This window comes from Pontibacter pudoricolor (assembly GCF_010092985.1).
GTDB classification, from domain to species: Bacteria; Bacteroidota; Bacteroidia; order Cytophagales; family Hymenobacteraceae; genus Pontibacter; species Pontibacter pudoricolor.
Genome location: NZ_CP048106.1, coordinates 2,376,820 through 2,392,961, shown reverse-complemented (window position 1 = coordinate 2,392,961; position 16,142 = coordinate 2,376,820). Strand labels below are relative to the sequence as shown.

General features: G+C 45.9%; 11 protein-coding genes. 5 read left to right on the top strand and 6 right to left on the bottom strand.

The window, feature by feature from the left end; translation table 11 throughout:
- Positions 1-116: 116 nt before the first annotated feature.
- The 3 genes from GSQ66_RS10240 to GSQ66_RS10230 form a co-directional block, all read right to left on the bottom strand.
- On the bottom strand, positions 117-2,531 hold the full coding sequence (locus tag GSQ66_RS10240) for an outer membrane beta-barrel protein (RefSeq protein WP_162427383.1): 2,415 nt from the start codon (positions 2,529-2,531) through the stop codon (positions 117-119).
- A gap of 115 nt (positions 2,532-2,646) precedes the next feature.
- On the bottom strand, positions 2,647-3,813 hold the full coding sequence (locus GSQ66_RS10235; RefSeq protein ID WP_162427382.1) for a serine hydrolase domain-containing protein: 1,167 nt from the start codon (positions 3,811-3,813) through the stop codon (positions 2,647-2,649).
- A 20-nt stretch (positions 3,814-3,833) separates the two neighbouring features.
- Entirely contained in the window at positions 3,834-5,036 is a 1,203-nt protein-coding gene (locus tag GSQ66_RS10230; protein WP_162427381.1) for a C45 family autoproteolytic acyltransferase/hydolase, read from the bottom strand.
- A 734-nt stretch (positions 5,037-5,770) separates the two neighbouring features.
- On the opposite strand from GSQ66_RS10230, the gene GSQ66_RS10225 reads away from it, so the two are divergent.
- The 5 genes from GSQ66_RS10225 to GSQ66_RS10205 all read left to right on the top strand — a co-directional run bounded on the left by GSQ66_RS10225 (position 5,771) and on the right by GSQ66_RS10205 (position 12,584).
- Positions 5,771-8,995: a SusC/RagA family TonB-linked outer membrane protein gene (locus tag GSQ66_RS10225; RefSeq protein WP_162427380.1), complete on the top strand. Its 3,225-nt coding sequence runs from the start codon at positions 5,771-5,773 to the stop codon at positions 8,993-8,995.
- A gap of 33 nt (positions 8,996-9,028) precedes the next feature.
- Positions 9,029-10,498, top strand: coding sequence for a SusD/RagB family nutrient-binding outer membrane lipoprotein (locus tag GSQ66_RS10220; protein WP_162427379.1), 1,470 nt, complete (start codon positions 9,029-9,031; stop codon positions 10,496-10,498).
- 19 nt (positions 10,499-10,517) lie between these two features.
- Positions 10,518-11,213: an immunoglobulin-like domain-containing protein gene (locus GSQ66_RS10215; protein WP_162427378.1), complete on the top strand. Its 696-nt coding sequence runs from the start codon at positions 10,518-10,520 to the stop codon at positions 11,211-11,213.
- 32 nt (positions 11,214-11,245) lie between these two features.
- Positions 11,246-11,752 carry a lipid-binding protein gene (locus GSQ66_RS10210; protein WP_162427377.1) on the top strand — a complete coding sequence of 169 codons (507 nt, stop codon included), beginning with the start codon at positions 11,246-11,248 and terminating at the stop codon, positions 11,750-11,752.
- Positions 11,753-11,981: 229 nt separating this feature from the next.
- Positions 11,982-12,584, top strand: coding sequence for a hypothetical protein (locus GSQ66_RS10205; protein WP_162427376.1), 603 nt, complete (start codon positions 11,982-11,984; stop codon positions 12,582-12,584).
- Positions 12,585-12,670: 86 nt separating this feature from the next.
- Here GSQ66_RS10205 and GSQ66_RS10200 read toward each other — a convergent pair whose 3' ends face one another.
- From GSQ66_RS10200 to GSQ66_RS10190, 3 genes are all read right to left on the bottom strand, one after another.
- Entirely contained in the window at positions 12,671-13,039 is a 369-nt protein-coding gene (locus GSQ66_RS10200; protein ID WP_162427375.1) for a hypothetical protein, read from the bottom strand.
- Between the two features lie 341 nt (positions 13,040-13,380).
- Positions 13,381-14,553, bottom strand: coding sequence for an alpha/beta hydrolase family protein (locus tag GSQ66_RS10195; RefSeq protein ID WP_162427374.1), 1,173 nt, complete (start codon positions 14,551-14,553; stop codon positions 13,381-13,383).
- Between the two features lie 143 nt (positions 14,554-14,696).
- Positions 14,697-16,091, bottom strand: coding sequence for an alpha/beta fold hydrolase (locus GSQ66_RS10190; RefSeq protein ID WP_162427373.1), 1,395 nt, complete (start codon positions 16,089-16,091; stop codon positions 14,697-14,699).
- Between the last annotated feature and the right edge of the window lie 51 nt (positions 16,092-16,142).

The following is a 16,142-nucleotide window of genomic DNA, read 5'->3' as shown; positions in this document are numbered from 1 at the left end:
TTATAGTGCACGAAAGCTATTATTTTGCTGTTAGCTTAGCAGTACAGCTAACGAAAGTGTGCTATAATGCACTTATATGCAGATTTAAGGTGTATTTGCACTAAAGCTTATACTTTCTACTGGCCGCCTGCCCGGTTCAGTTCATCCAGTTTTATACCTCTGCTGCGGGCTTTGAAATCCTGGCCGTGCTGGAAGTTGTATCGCAGGTTCAGCTTTATACTTCTAACCATAAAGTAATTCACAAACCGGAACACATCGCCGTTATAGCTGGCATCGCCGCGCATGTCCCTTGTCCTGAAAATATCGGTGGCACCCAGTGTAACATCCACTTTTTCCTGCATAAAAGAGCGTTTAAGTCCGGCATCAAGCCACCACTGGCACTTAAACTGGTAAACGCCGTAGTTTGATGGGGAATTATACCCGGCTGTGGCCTGTAGCTGGATCCCCCAAGGCAGCAGCACGATGTGCGTAGATTGCAACATCCAGTAAAGCTGGCTGTTTTGTATTTCTTCCTCCTTTAAAAATAGTTTATTCTTTTGGTAGCCAGCCACCAGGTTGTTGCTCACATCCCATCCCGGAAGAAGCTTGACAGGTGCGATTAGCGTGGCGCTATAGTTCTCGGATTTATCAATGTTGCGTTCTTTGTAAACCGTGGTGTTATCTTCGGAATGCTGCTCGGGCACTTCGGCAAAAAAGTCCTTAGTATGAGCATAACCAAGCTGCAAACTATAAGTGTTGTGCAACAGCTGGTTTACCTGAAAAATGCTGGTGAATTGTGGCCGCAGTTCCGGGTTGCCTTCTGCCCAGCTATAAGGGTCCTGGTAAAAAATGAATGGGTTGAGCGAGCGGTAGTTGGGCCTGTCGATGCGGCTGCTGTAACTATAGGTTACCTGGTATTGCGGGCTTACCTGCTGGGTTAAAAACAGGCCCGGAAAAAGATTAAAATAATGTTTGCGGATGGCGTTTGCTGCTTCGGGTTTTCCTTTGCCTAAAGTCTGCTCGCCGCGCAGGCCAGCCTGCAATTTCCATGTATCACTTAGGTTGGTGTTCAGGTTCACATAACCCGCCAGTATACTTTCGGTGTAGCGGTAATGGTTGCTCCTGTTCTCGTCAAGCTCTTCCTGTTCCTCTTTCACTTCATAAAAACTGAGTTCATTATCTGACACCACGTGGCTTGCTTTCAGGCCTGCCTCCAGCGTTGCATTTTGCCAGGCTTTCATACTATAGTCCGCGTTGGCGGAGTAAATGTGGTAAAAGCCGGGGTTATAGGTACGCAGCAGCTCGTCGGTTGTCGTGTTGTCGTGAAGGTTCCGGTACTGGTTCTCGTAGCGAGCATTAGCCTTGTTCTGTAGCTGAATGTAATCCATACTTAGCGCCAGGGTAGTACCCACGGTATCGAGCCGGCCGTTGTAATGCAGGTTAAAAGCATGGTTGGTGCTGCGGTTATCGTTAAAGTTACCGGCCGCTACAAATGTATGCTTTCCGGTTTTCCGGTCGTTCATGTCGGTGCCGGAGTAAAAAGCACGGTCCATGGTATTCATGCTTAGGTTCACAACAGCTCCCAGGCTATGGCGTGCATTCAGGTCATAATCAGTGCCAAAACGCAGGGCAGGTGTGTGTGTTTTTAAGGTTTCATCGCGCAGCTGGTGAAAGCGGGCATCTGCCCCGTTGGCGTGAAATTCCCGGATCATGACTCCTTCGCGCAGGCGCGGCCGCTCGGCCATGTCCAGATTTAGAAAAGAACTCCAGTTGCCTGCTTTATAGTTCAGGTTCATCCCCGCAGCGTATCCCGAAGCACCGTTATACTGGTAGCCGGCATTTAAACTACCATTCAGGCCCAGGCGGGTGTTTTGTTTCAGTTTAATATTGATGATACCGGAACTTCCGGCCGCTTCATACTTTGCCGAAGGATTTGAGATCACTTCAATCTCTTTTATGTTTTCAGCAGACATGGCCTCCAGGTAACTTTGCAATTCCTTCCCCGAAAAATAAGTGAGCCTGCCATCAATCATCACGTTGGCGCCCGCTTTGCCGTTTAGCTGAATGTTGCCATCCTGGTCAATAAATACACCCGGTGCTTTCTCCAGCACTTCAAACGCGGTGCTGCCTGCTGCTAAGGCTGTGCCTGCCACGCTCACTACTATTTTATCAGATTCAACGGTAATTGCAGGCCGTGTCGTTCTTACAGTTACTTCGCGCAATGACCTGGCGTCCTCTTTTAAGACGACAACCCCAAAGTTTTTCCTAAACGAACTGTCGCCCACCCGGAATGCAGCAGTGTATAGTTGGGTATAACCCAGAGTGCTGATTCGCAGGATATAATTGCCCGGTTTTGGTGTTTGAATTAAAAATGAACCGTCTTCATTGGTCATGGCACCGGTTACGCCCATAGAATCGGGTAATTGCAGAACGGCTACATTGGCGTAGGGCAGGGCAACGCCTTTCTCATCTTTTAATGTGCCTGTTAGCTGTGCAAACGCATTGGTGGCAAGTATAAAGCACAGGCCTGTGGCAAGCAGCGGAAATTTCATAAATAAGGTTATCGATTGGATATAGGTATAGAAGGGCACCGCGTAAACGGTGCCCGACTTTATGTATTCCTGAAAAATACTGATAGAAGTGTAGCGTGCTGGGCTGAGCTATACTTTATGGGTTCTGCAGGGCAGGGGTGATGATTTTTGCCATATCCAGCAGGTAAGCGTGCGGTGTTTTTTTCAGGAACCGGAAATTATCGGTGTTAAACTGAATGGCCATTGCCAGGTCCGGTTCCGGGAAATATTCCGCATCTGTCAGGTAACCCGGAAACCAGCCGCTATGCCCGTAACCCATGCCTGCAGCACCACCCGGCCTGATCTGCATGCCTAAACCATACTGGTGGTCTTTGCCGGTATTGGCAGCTACGCCCTGTCGCATTTGGTTGCGTAAAGCCGGAGATATACTTTTAAGGTTATAGTAAGCCTTGGCCCAGATTGCCAGGTCTGCCGTGTTCGAAACATAGCCCCCGCCGGTCCACTCAAACTGCGGGTTTAAAGCAGCCTGCCCGTCCTTCATGAAAGCACCTTTCACCGGGAATGGCCCGGCCGGGTTTGCGTAGCCAACAGCCAGGTTTTTATACTTCATTTTTACAGATGGCTCAGTTGATTTCAGATGGTAAGGTTTCACTGCATACTTATCTGCCAGGTCATACATCTTTTTTCCGCTGATTTTTTCGACGATATACCCGAAGAGGATGTAGTTGGTGTCGGCATAGCCAAAGGCTGTTCCGGCTTCAAACAAGGGTTTACGGTCAAAAACATATGCCAGAATTTCTACAGGAGACCAGGTATGGTTGGTCTGCAGTCGGTGCATAAAATCACCCAGCTCGTAGTATTCCTCAATCCCTGAAGTATGGTTCAGGAGCATGCGCATGGTGATAGTTTTCGCATTTGGAATTCTGTTAAACCAAGTCTCACTGCCGATATACTTTTCTATTTTATCATCCAGGTTAAAAACGCCCTGTTCTGCCAGTACCAAAGCCGGGGCTGCAAATAAGGTTTTGCCGTTACTGCCCGAAAACATTCTGCTATCAGGGTGCATGGGAGTGCGGTTTACAGAGTCAGCTATACCTGTTGCAATAGATATCAGCTCACCCGAAGGCAGCACAACACTGAACGTAGCCCCCGGAAAGCCATTGGCTTTTTGCAGTGAATCAAGCCGTACCTGTAAGCGCTTTTTAAGGTCAGCAGTTTTTTCAGATTGCTGTGCCAGTACAGGCAGGTATGTGCAGCATAAAAGGATAAGGATAAAATAGCGCAGTTGTGTCAATCTTCTCATTGTAAGCAGAGTGGTTATAATTATAGAATCTGTTCGAAAAAGTATTCGTGGTAGTCTGCTTTGTCAGGCGAGCCATACGTAACCTGCACCGATGGTTTTCTGCCGAATGTGAACAGTACGGAACTGAATGTAAAGGATGTTGTTTTTTTATTAAACGCAACACATACAGGGCTTTGTGGATCGTCTTTCGAGCGCAGGGTTGCCTGAATCAGCTCTGGGGAATGTATCGTTTCCGGGTTTGCCAGGCGTGTTTCCAGCGCATTAAAACGTTTCTGGCTGCCAGAATGCGGTGTGGTTCCTGCCAGTATGCGGGCGTGATATTCCTGCTTCCATGGTTTTACGTCGTGGTTAGCCAGTGCGTGGTTGGTATGGTACACTACCTGCTTGTTATCAACTGGATAAAAAGGTACTATAGTTTTTGCGGATGCCTCCAGGCTCACAACTTCATTATTGGTACCTACCAGGTAGTTCTGGCCGGTGGCATGTTTTACATTATTAACAAAATTCAAGGCTTTTTCTCCGGAACTTTGATTAAGTATTCCTCTCGTTACAAAGGCAACCGGCAGGCCTTCCGGCTCACTGTTAAGATCAGTTAAGGCGTTAATTACTACTCCAACGCCATCGTTATTCATCCCTGCAAAACCAAGAAAACCGGCGCAGGACATAATGTACTGCTCCGGTACATCCTCTGACGCTACAATGTGCAGTAATACCTGGTAACCATGCATAAAGGAATCAATATCAATATTCTGAGCAATAAAAGTAGGGTAGCCTTTTGTGGCCGCCACCCCAATGGCGCTGCAATGCTCTTTTGCAACTGATCCATTTCTCAGGCGGTCCAGGTATCCCCAGTATTCATCAATCAACTGGAAGGCAAGTACATCGTCTTCTGTTTGGCCGGAGCCGGCTGCCATGCCCTGTATTTCCTGCCAAAGCGCAGGCGTATACTTTCCGATGGCGGATTTATAGTCAGAGCTACCAAGAAAGTCGGCGATCACGGCATCGGGGTCTTTTCCGGTATCTTTGTTGATGGAGGCTTTCCATTTTTTGTATACTTCAGCAATAGCTGTCCGCAGTTGCACCCCATGCTGAAAGCCACGCTGGTAGGCATTACCGCTTAAGGAAACTACCGGTACTTTTTTCTGTGGTTTGCCTGCTGCATATGTTGCAGTAGAAGTTGCCAGCACGCAGCATAGCAGAAGTAAAAAGGTAATTTTTTTCATAGTTGTAGGTTATATGGATGATATGTAATGGTGTATAATCAAAGTATAAATTGCATTTGATAAGATACTGGCAGTTGCATCAAAGCTAGTTTAAAGGCAATAAACAGCTGTTGTTAAATCCTGCCAATTTTGTTGCCTCCCAGGTATAAACCTGAAAGTATAAGCTTAGCCAGGTGCATAGAAAAAGCCCACCATAGCAGGTGGGCTTTAGCACAAACTAATGTAGATTGAGTGTACTGCGTCAGGGATTTACCACGTCCCTAACTATAACTATTTTCTTATCTGCTGCAAAAGTAGGCGAGGCTTCAGGAGTTATAGTTGTAGTTTTCTGCCATTTTAAATTTGCAACAAGATTTGGGATACAGGTATAGGTCCGCACCATACCTGCTACTCTATGGTTATAATTTTGCTTTCCTTCCAAACACTACGATCCCCGAATAAGCAGGATAATACAACTGATCTGCTGAAAAGACCGATTCCTTTGCAACTGTAAAACTAGAGTTACACAAACAACGAACGCAATTCCACCTGGTCAGCTGCTAAAGACTGTGCCATGCAGAAGGCTATAGTTCGGTCTGCAAACCGGGTGGCAACACGCATTTTCCTCTAAGACGCTGAAACCTGAAAGTTAAAATGCCTCACTGGCTACGGGTGCATCCGCTTTCAGCATTCAGCTCAGAAGCCAGTTTTAATAATTCCTTAAATCAATTAATCAATCTTTCTAAACAAGTTCTATGAGAAAAATTTTGTTTTTGAACTTGGCTTTGTTGTTAGCGCTTGTCAGTCAGGCGTGGGCACAGAGCCGAACGGTTTCAGGTAAAGTGACTGATGCCGAAACCGGAATTCCGTTACCAGGCGTGAGTGTGGTAGTTAAAGGCACATCAACGGGTACAGTCACCGGTGTAGGCGGTGACTACACGCTAAATGTGCCCGCCAGCGGTGCAACGCTGCAGTTTCGTTTTATTGGCTACAACGTGGTTGAAAAAGCTGTTGGCGATGCCACAACTATAAGTGTAACACTAGGCCAGGATACAAAACAGTTGCAGGAAGTAGTTGTAACGGCTCTGGGTGTGGAAAGGGAAGAAAAGTCGCTTGGATATGCTGCCAGCACGGTAAAAGCAGATGAAATAACCAAGGCCAGATCTTCTAATCCCATGAACTCGCTGCAGGGTAAAGTGGCAGGTGTAAACATTTCTTCTGCTTCCGGCGCTCCGGGTGCTTCTACCAAGGTTATACTTCGTGGGTACTCCTCTATAGGCGGTAATAACAACCCCTTGTATGTAGTGGATGGTGTGCCAATTGATAACGGCGCTGGTAATTTCCAGGCGGGTAAAAAAGGCTCGGTAGACAGAACACAGGACTTTGGTAACCGTGCCAATGACATTAACCCGGATGATATTGCGTCTATCTCTATTTTAAAGGGAGCATCTGCCACATCATTATATGGTTCACGCGCTGCAAACGGTGTTATACTTATCACTACTAAAAAAGGCAAAGCAGGCGAAAAAGTGAAGATCGATTATACGTCATCCGCAACTTTTTCGGCACCCTTATTCCTGCCACAACTGCAAAACACCTTTGGCCAGGGATGGAGCGGGGAGTGGATCTCGAACGAGAACGGTAGCTGGGGTCCAAAACTGCACGGCAAAGACCGCCTTTGGGGTAATGTGGTGGACAACTCGCAGCAGCTGAAACCCTTTGCAGCCCAGAAAAACAACCTGAAAGACTTTTTTGAGACAGGAACTGCTTATCTGAATACCCTAGCGTTAAGTGGCGGCTCTGAGAAATCATCTTACTACCTGTCATATGGCAATGCCTCTGAGAATGGTATTATTCCGACAGACGCTGACTCTTACAAACGGAATACACTTTCCTTCAGGGGAGCAACAGAGGGACAGAAACTGTCTGCTTCGTCAAGTATAAATTATGTGCGTAAAGACTCCAAGGTTGTAACAGCCGGCCAGGGCGAAGGGGGTGGTTCTACACTTTTCCAGGAAATCATCCAGATACCGAGGGACTTCAGTATCGTGGATATGAGAGACCTTGATAACAAATTCAACAACCTGGATAACTACTTTACAGGCTATGCCCAGAACCCATACTATGCCTTAACAGCTAACGGTAACGACTACGAAGAGAACAGGATTTATGGCAATGTGAACCTGGGGTATAAACTTAATACCTGGCTGACTGCTACGCTGCGTGGCGGTGGCGATGTATCGAACACCTTATACAAAGACTGGATCTCAGCTTATACACTGGCAGAAGACAGCCCTGTACTGGCAGGTGGCGGATCAAATTCTCCGGGGCGTGTAAATGAGCGAGCGCTTTTCGCAAGGGAACTGAACGCAGACTTTATACTTTCTACCAGCCATAACGTAACCGAAGACCTGCACCTGAACGGTATATTAGGCTATAATGTGAACGAGCGCTACAACAAGGAAAACTATGCCTACATTACCGGTTTAAGTATACCAGGGTACTATCACTTATCCAATTCTAAAGATCCGGCAACAGTTGCAATTACGGAGACACTCAGAAGACTGTACGGAGCTTATGCACAAGCTGAATTTGGCTACAAGAACTACGCCTTCTTAAACATGAGTGCCCGCAACGACTGGTCTTCCACGCTGCCGTCTAACAAGAACTCTTTCTTCTACCCAGGAGTAAATGCCAGCTTTGTGTTCTCTGAGGTGTTCCCTGAGTTATTGCCATCTATCCTTTCTTATGGCCAGGTAAGAGCAGCCTGGGGGCAGACCGGTAACGACGCTGATCCTTATAGTATTAAATCTGCTTTAGAGGCTGGTTATATAGAGATGGGTTCAGGTAATATTCAGTTCCCGATTGATGGTAGAAATGGTTTTGGATTATCGAACCAACTGGGCAACCCGCACCTGAAGCCAGAGATCACAACGGAATATGAGTTTGGTTTGAACGTAAGCTTCCTGCGCAACCGCATCAATGCCGATATTTCTTATTACAACAGCGCTACAACAGATCAGATTCTGGCAGTTCCTGTAGCAGCCTCATCAGGGTATACTTCCAAAATCATGAACTTCGGTAAGGTAGAGAACAAGGGTATCGAGTTATTATTGAGCTCCACACCGGTTAGCACCAATGATTTCCGTTGGGATGTACGTTACACGTTCTCCAATAACCGCAACAAAGTTATAAAACTGCGTGAGGGGTTAGAGCAGGTTATCATAGCAGACCCTTTCAATATTGATTTTGTGGCTATAGAAGGTCAGCCGTTAGGTGTGTTTAAAGGTCCTGCTTACCAAAAAGATGCGGAAGGCAACATTATAGTTAATGAAACAACCGGTATGCCGCTCCGTGCTTCAAAAGATGAGATTCTGGGGAACGCGCAAGCTAAATTCCTGATGGGGCTGAACAACTCCTTCGATTACAAAGGCCTTAATTTATCTTTTGGTATTGACTATCGAAAAGGTGGTTTATTCTACTCCTATACGCAGCGCCTTACACAATTCGTGGGTAACACAACCAACACATTGTACAACGACCGCCAACCATTTATTATACCGGGTTCAGTGGTGGGTGTTGATGCGAATGGTGATGGAATTATCGATAAGGATGAAAAAGGTAACCCGATTACCAGAGAGAATACCACACCTATTGACATGGAACACATCGCCAATTACTGGAACCCAACTTACAATCCGGCTATAGAGCAGGAACACCTGAAAGACAGATCGTTCGTGAAGTTGAGAGAAGTGGTTCTGGGCTATAACCTGCCGGCTTCGCTGGTGCAGCGCACGCCTTTCAACACGGTAAATATCAGTCTTGTTGGCCGCAACCTGTTAATGTGGACACCAGAGGATAACAACATCATCGACCCGGAGTCTACCACTTTCGGTAACGACCTTATGAGTGAAGTAGGCGAATTTGCTGCCGGGCCAACTACCAGAAGTTTCGGTGTAAGCCTGAAAGTTGGATTCTAATTATCATCATTAATAAGCTAAACACAGCATAACATGAAAAAGATTTTTATACATATAGGGATCGTCGCGTCGTTGCTTTTCACGACATCCTGCGAAGATTTCCTGGACGTTAACCAGGACCCTAACGTGCCCGTTGACGCACCGGTGGAGCTTGTGTTGCCGGTAGCCGTAACTACAACCGCAAGTGTGGTTGGTGGCGAGTACGCTATACTTGGTGGCATCTGGTCGCAGTACTACACCCAGAACAATGGCTCTAACCAGTATGTGACCATCGACCAGTTCAACATCCAGCCTTCCAATTTCTCGAACAGCTGGACAGAGCAGTTTGCCGGTGCCCTGAATGACTATAGATTTGTGAAAAGCAAGGCAGCTAAAGCAAATGACTGGAATGCCTACCTGATGGCAACCGTGATGGAAGCATACAACTACCAGGTATTAGCAGACCTTTATGACAAAATTCCATTTGACGAAGTAGGGCAAGGCGAAACGCATCAGAACCTGACGCCTGTTTTCCGGGATGGTCAGGTTGTTTACGATTCGCTGATCGTGCGGCTTGATAAAGCACTTGCACTTCCAATTGCGGCAAAAGCTTCTCCGGCTTTAAGCAACGGCGACGTCGTTTTTAAAGGCGATATGGAGCAGTGGGTACGGTTTGCCAATACACTAAAGCTTAAAATATACCTGCGCCAGGTTTATGCCCGTCCGGGTGTGGCAGAAGCCGGTTTACAGAAAATGTATGCAGCCGGAGCTAAGTTTCTGAACACGGATGCCCGTATAGCTATCTTCTCAGATGCGACCAGCAAGCGTAACCCGTTGTTTGAAAGAGATCAGAGCCCTGCCCTGAACACAAACCAGAACCTGAAGGCAAGCCATACGTTTTTCTCGTTCCTGCAGGCCAACCAGGACCCGCGTCTGGATAAAGTATATATCCCAGGTTCAGGTGGCCATAAGGCGATGGTACAGGGTACATCCAGCATCTCTACGTCGCAGTTAGTGCCGGGTACTGTCTCCAGAGCACTGATTACAGAAACCGCACCGGTATACTTTATTTCAAAAGCAGAAAGTTACTTTTTGCAAGCTGAAGCAGCACTGCGGGGATTGGGAACAGAGGAGGCGGCAACATTATACGAAGCCGGTGTAAATGCCTCTTTCCAGCAAATGGGAGTTTCGCGGAATGGGTTGTATCCTTATTCTGAAGAAGCCTCTTTTGAAGGAAAGTTGAAAGCGATCATTGTTCAGAAGTGGGCATCCTTAGCGGGTACCTATCAGGGTATAGAGGCTTACATTGAGCGCAACCGAACGGGCTACCCTGCAACAAGTGCTGTTGCGGCTACCAACGAAGCCTATGTACCGGGTGAGTTTACTTACCCACTTGATGGTGTAACATCAGGCAAACAGTTCCCGACACGCCTGCCCTGGCCACAAAATGAGGTGCAGCGCAATCCAAATGCGCCTCAAACACAGGAGCCTATTACAAAGCCAGTCTGGTGGGACGTTAAATAAACTTAACAGAATTTAAATCATGAAAAGAATACATAAAGCAATTCTATTGTTGTTTTTCGCTGCCTTTACTTTCTCAGGTTGTGAGAAAGAGCTGGATACTGAAGGAATCTCCCGACTAACTTACTTTGCAGATTTCCATATGAAGGGGGATGCAGTTGTAACACTCGTTAAGGGAGACATCTTTACAGACTTAGGTGTTACTGCTGAAGAAAAAGGACAGACCCTCACTGTAACTAAAACTGTGGTAGGGAGCCCCTTTATCGTCCCCGGAAAGACACAGCCGAGTGAGGTTACTTACCTGAATGAGCTTGACACAAACGTGCCTGGGCTATATGTTATCTACTACAGTGCCAAGAACTCAGATGGATATGAGAGTAGTGTTAAACGCTATGTGTTTGTACTGGATAAGGAAGCTGATCCTTCTATAGACCTGACAGGAGTATATAAAAGTGGCTCGTCACCGGTTTCCACTATTACAAAAGTAGCGGATGGTGTTTTTTATGCGACCAATATCTGGGGGGGTGGAAGCTCTGTGAAGATCGGGGCCTACATTATCTGTACGGATGCTGCCAATGTACAGGTTCCACAACAGGAAAGTGCTGTCAGAATTTTTGGATACGGCACCTGGAATCCGCAGACGGGAAAACTTGACATGCTCATGTCCAGGCCTACTTTTCCCTTAATCGATCAGACCAAGGTGTGGATCAAATCATAGGCATACATTTTAAAGCAAAAATTTCAAGTATCATGAAAAGAATTAAATTACTATATGTAGCAGCATTTCTTACGGCATGGGCAACTCTAAGCTCCTGCGAAAAAGATGCGCCTGAAGTTGAGTATACTTCAACTTATCCTGTGTCGGGAGAGTGGTGGGTAACCTATAAAGTAGAAACAAGCCCGGGAAAATTTGAAGATGTAGAAAATGCAGGTTACACGGCGCTACTAACCTATAACACAGCAGCCAACAAGCCTACTGAGATCTGGGTAGACGATCATGGTAACTTCCGGGATTTTAAAATTAAATCAGGGTTACAGATGAGCAACCTGTCATTCTCTGTTACAGATGCTTCAAATATTAATGTTGATAACAAGGTAAGTATTGCGAATGGTAAGGTGATCAAAGATGGTGGTTTATCCAGAACGAAGATCAAGACTGACAGTATCTACTTTCAGGTAAAGTTCAGCGATGATCCGGATGCAATTTATCATGTATCAGGCCACCGAAGAACCGGCTTCCCGGAAGACCAATTTTAACAACAACAAACAACGAAAGGGGGGAGCATTCGCTCACCCCTTTTTTATGAGCAGTGAACAAACGTTTTAAATTGAAAGAAGATGAATAAGATTATGACTTCAAAAATCAGCCTGGATTGCAGCGCTAACCATAGGACTAAGCGCAACAAGTGTTTATGCACAAAGAGGCGGAATCCCTGCCCGGGATATACCTCCCGTTGATGTTACCACCACCCTCCAGACAAGTATTATGCGACTGGATAATATCGCAGAGGTCAAAGACAAAGAACTGACAACAAAAGGATCGGTTTACCTCGTGGAGGAATGGTTGCAAGGAACGATCTATACTTCGTCGGGCCATAAAATACCTGATGTACCATTAAAATATGATTTGAAGAATAACCTGTTTGAGATTGATTTTCCGGATGGGATTAAAGTGCTGGGCGGACAATACGTAAAGCAGTTCGAGATGATGGAAGGGAATGATTCGATACGCTCAGAATTTGTGAATGCTTCAATGTATAATTCGGATGGCCTTACCAATACAGGTTTTCTTAAGGTACTGGTAAAAGGGGAAAGGGCAGCGCTATTGAAACGCTATGAACTGCAACAGGTGCCTCCTAATTATTCCGCCACTATGGATGTGGGCAGCAAAAATGGCGCAATTCTAATATCAGAGAAGTTGTACCTGGCAGTTGGTAACCTGCTGGCAGAGCTCAAAGGCAGGAACAATTATAGCAGTTTTGGTGAATTTGAGGATGAAGTTAAAAGTTATGCCCGCAAGTATAAACTGAAACTGCATAAAGAGGAGGATGCGATTTCAGTGGTTAATTTCTTTAATACGCTTCTATAATCGGATCACCAGGAAAAAATAATCCCTGTCTGCGCTACCTCATGCAGACAGGGATTATACTTTAAAAACAGCTTAAACTTAAACTCTTATGTAAGCTTAAGCCGTTCCATCACCCGCTTCATCCAGGCATCCGTTTCTGTAGTCAGGGTTTTGTTACAGTTAGCTTTATGATACACCTGGTTGCGCTTGTTAGGTTGAGCAACGCCTTCGGCCATGCCCGGTACAAGGATAAGTGAGTGGTTTTTTTCAGGCATTGTCAGGAATGTGGCATAGCCCGGATGATAATAGGTGACCGCTTCTGCAATACGTTTATGATCCTGCGCATTTACAATGTCAAAATCATACCCGCCCCGGATAGATAATACATGTTCCTCCGTTTGCGCCCAGGCTTTTGTCAGGTTCAGTTCGTCTTTTCCTGCCAGCAGGGCAAGCTTACTCCAGGAGAGTTCAAACAAAAAGGCTGGCCCCGCAGGGAGCCCTGAACAGAATCGATTATATGAAGTAAGCTGGGAACCCTGATGGAAAACTTACCAGAGTAGTGGAACAGGTGTTCATACTATAGTAAACGACAATTCCAAGATTATATAATGGAAGCCGGCAGTTGGTTTATAACAGGGCTGTGCAATATGGTATAGCTTAAGAGTTATCCAACGGATGAGCTATAGTGCTAAGTTCAGCTGACAGTTCACTGTTTCTGTTATTTCGACGATATCTTAGTGGTTGTAGCACCTTTATCAGGTGGCATTTGAAATCTTTAATGGCATTTCCGAAAGTATAAAACTAAAAAAAGCGTTGTTTAAAATGCTCTTATACTAACTTCTTCATAATTAAGCACTGAGGTTTTATGTTGTTTCCGGTTTGAAGAAAAAGTGGTTTGCATAAAATCGAGTATGGCAGTCATCATAATCTTCTGTCCCTTCTTTGGAGAGATAATTTTACCACCAAATCTGTTTATCATGTCCGGCAATACAAATGGTGCATCACTGAAGCTCATATGGCCAGCACCGGCTATCTTAATTTCATAAGCATTCCCTGCACCTTCGAGGGCTTCATGAAAACTGGCATCAATCTCTTTCCCCATTTTTTCCCAATCAGCCGTAGTGCGGCCCCGCTTTGCCAGCTCTTCAGAAGTGTACACTGGCTGGCTTCTTATCGTAAGCGAAGGAGCAGCAGGCTTTGCGCCTTCCATATTCTGGAAACTACCTCCGTCCAGGTTTATACTGGCCTTTATGCGCTGATCAATAGCCGGAAGTTTCAAGGCCACGTTTCCACCTAAGGAGTGTCCCATAGCTGCTATTTTAGTTTCATTGATGTGACGAGCCAGTAATTTTCCAAGTGCATTGTCACGGGTAAGCGCGCTGTTTAAAACAAATATGACATCTTCCGACCATTCCCTCATGCGGGTCTGCAGGGCTTCGTCACCGTGGTCAGTATACAAGACCGTATCCATGCGAGAGCTTAAAAAGCTGCCATCAGATAACTGCGTAAACCCACCATACGGATGGTCTATCGTTACCACAACATAGCCCTGGCTGGCCAGTTCTTCGGCTATAGCTGCATAGTTAAATCTGGAAACCCCAAGCCCATGCGAGAACAGAATCAATGGAAAGCGACGCCCTTTAACCAGCGGTGCATCCTGCCAGGCGTGTGTTTGTTGCGTAGCCATCCGGACAAGCGCAGCGCTATCCTGGTGGTTATACTTATTTTTGATCAGCAGCTCCACAAATTTTTTATCAGGCAGATAAGCCGCTTTGGTTCCGCGTGTAACCTTTGTAGGGTACCATACCTGCACAGGCACTTTTCTTTTATGGCTGGCTCTAAACAGATCGTTTCGACTAAGATCAGTCAGCTCTAAGTTCTTTGTTCCGATGGCATATGCACCGGTAGGTTCTGGTAGCAGGTTGCGCTCATTCTGCGCTATACTTTGAAAGGAGCAGAACAGGACCAGGAAGCACACAAGTGTAGGCACTTTTATGAAATCTTTACAATCCGGGGAAAAGCAAACCATATGCGTTAAAATGTAAAAGAAAAACAGAATGAATGTCGGAATTTAATTCAGTATACAGAGATCGAGCTGGTAGGCATTTTAAAATGATGCCAATGTAAAAAGGCTTATTTACTATTCATGATTTTACGCATCCAGGCATCGGTTTCTGTGACCAGGTTTTTGTTAAAGTGTGTTTTATTATATTCTAAGTCACGCTTGTTCATTTGGGCTACACCTTCGGCCATACCAGGTACCACTATAAGCGAGTGGTTGGTTTCAGGCATCGTCAGGAAAGTGGCGTGACCCGGATGATAATGGTTAACCACTTCTACAATGCGTTTGTGGTCTTCTGCATTTACAATCTCAAAGTCATACTCACCCCAGATAGATAGTACATGTTCATCGGTTTGCGCCCAGGCTTTTGTCAGGTTCAGTTCATCTATTTCCTGCCAGTAACGGTAATCCCTGGACCAGAACATGTCACCGCCAGTGTGCTGGAATTCCTCTTCAAGTATTTTTTTAAAGGCAGGGTCTGCTGCTGCAATGGTATCGGGATGCTGGCCCAGTACAAAGAAACGGTACATGACATGGTGCAGCTGGCGCATGGTTGCTTCATGAGCTACATAGTCTTTTCCGGTGGTAGGTGCCTGGAAACGGAACATTTCAGTAGCGAATTCAAACCAAGGACGATAAGGGCTGCCGTATACCATAACACCTTTCAATTGATATTTCTGGCTAAGTACAGGTGCCACTATTCCTCCCATCGAATGGCCGAAAATGAAAACGTTATCAGGATGAACCTGCGGCAGTTGCTTTAGTTTTAACAGGCCCTGCTCAAATGCTTCGATTTCCGTGGACAGGTCAATGTCGATGCAGGCAGGTGTATTCATGTTATCTCCTAATCCCGGTTTTTCTACCAGCATCACCACGTACCCCAGGTCACTCCAGCCTCTTATAAGCTGGTTATAGGCAGACGTTGTATAATCGTCTATAGAACGGCATGGAAAACCAGGTATAAAAAGTATTGCCGGGTGTTTGCCTGCTGTTTTAGGAGTATACGTTATGGTGCGTAGAAGCCCTTTCCGGAACGGTACCTGCCCATATACCACATCTGCTTTGTCAGCTTTCTCCAAAGGTTTGGCCACCGCTTTCCCTTTTATACTTTTCTTTTTACCATTGCGCAAAAGTTGTATGTTAATAGGTTGTCCCGGGTACAGTTCCTGGCCAAGTTCAGCAAGCTGAGCAGGAGTATGCAGGGTTCTTTTGTTTACAGAAAGCAGCACATCTCCCTGCTTAATACCTAGGGCAGAGGCTGTCAGGTTTGCAGCCACCGCAGATACCACTACCCCTGATTTTAAAGCATAAACATTTGCCAAAGAATCAGAAAGGGGAGCGGCACGTATTCCGAGAGAGGCACGCCGTTTCAGTTCCTGGGCATTAGCCTGAACGGCTGTTAGCATATTTAGTAGAAAAAGCAGTGCCGCTATCTGTTTCAGGTAGCCCCATAAAAAAGTGTTCATATCAGCTGGTTTGGTTTAATGCAAAAGGATAGTTTCCGGCGTGATTTAAAT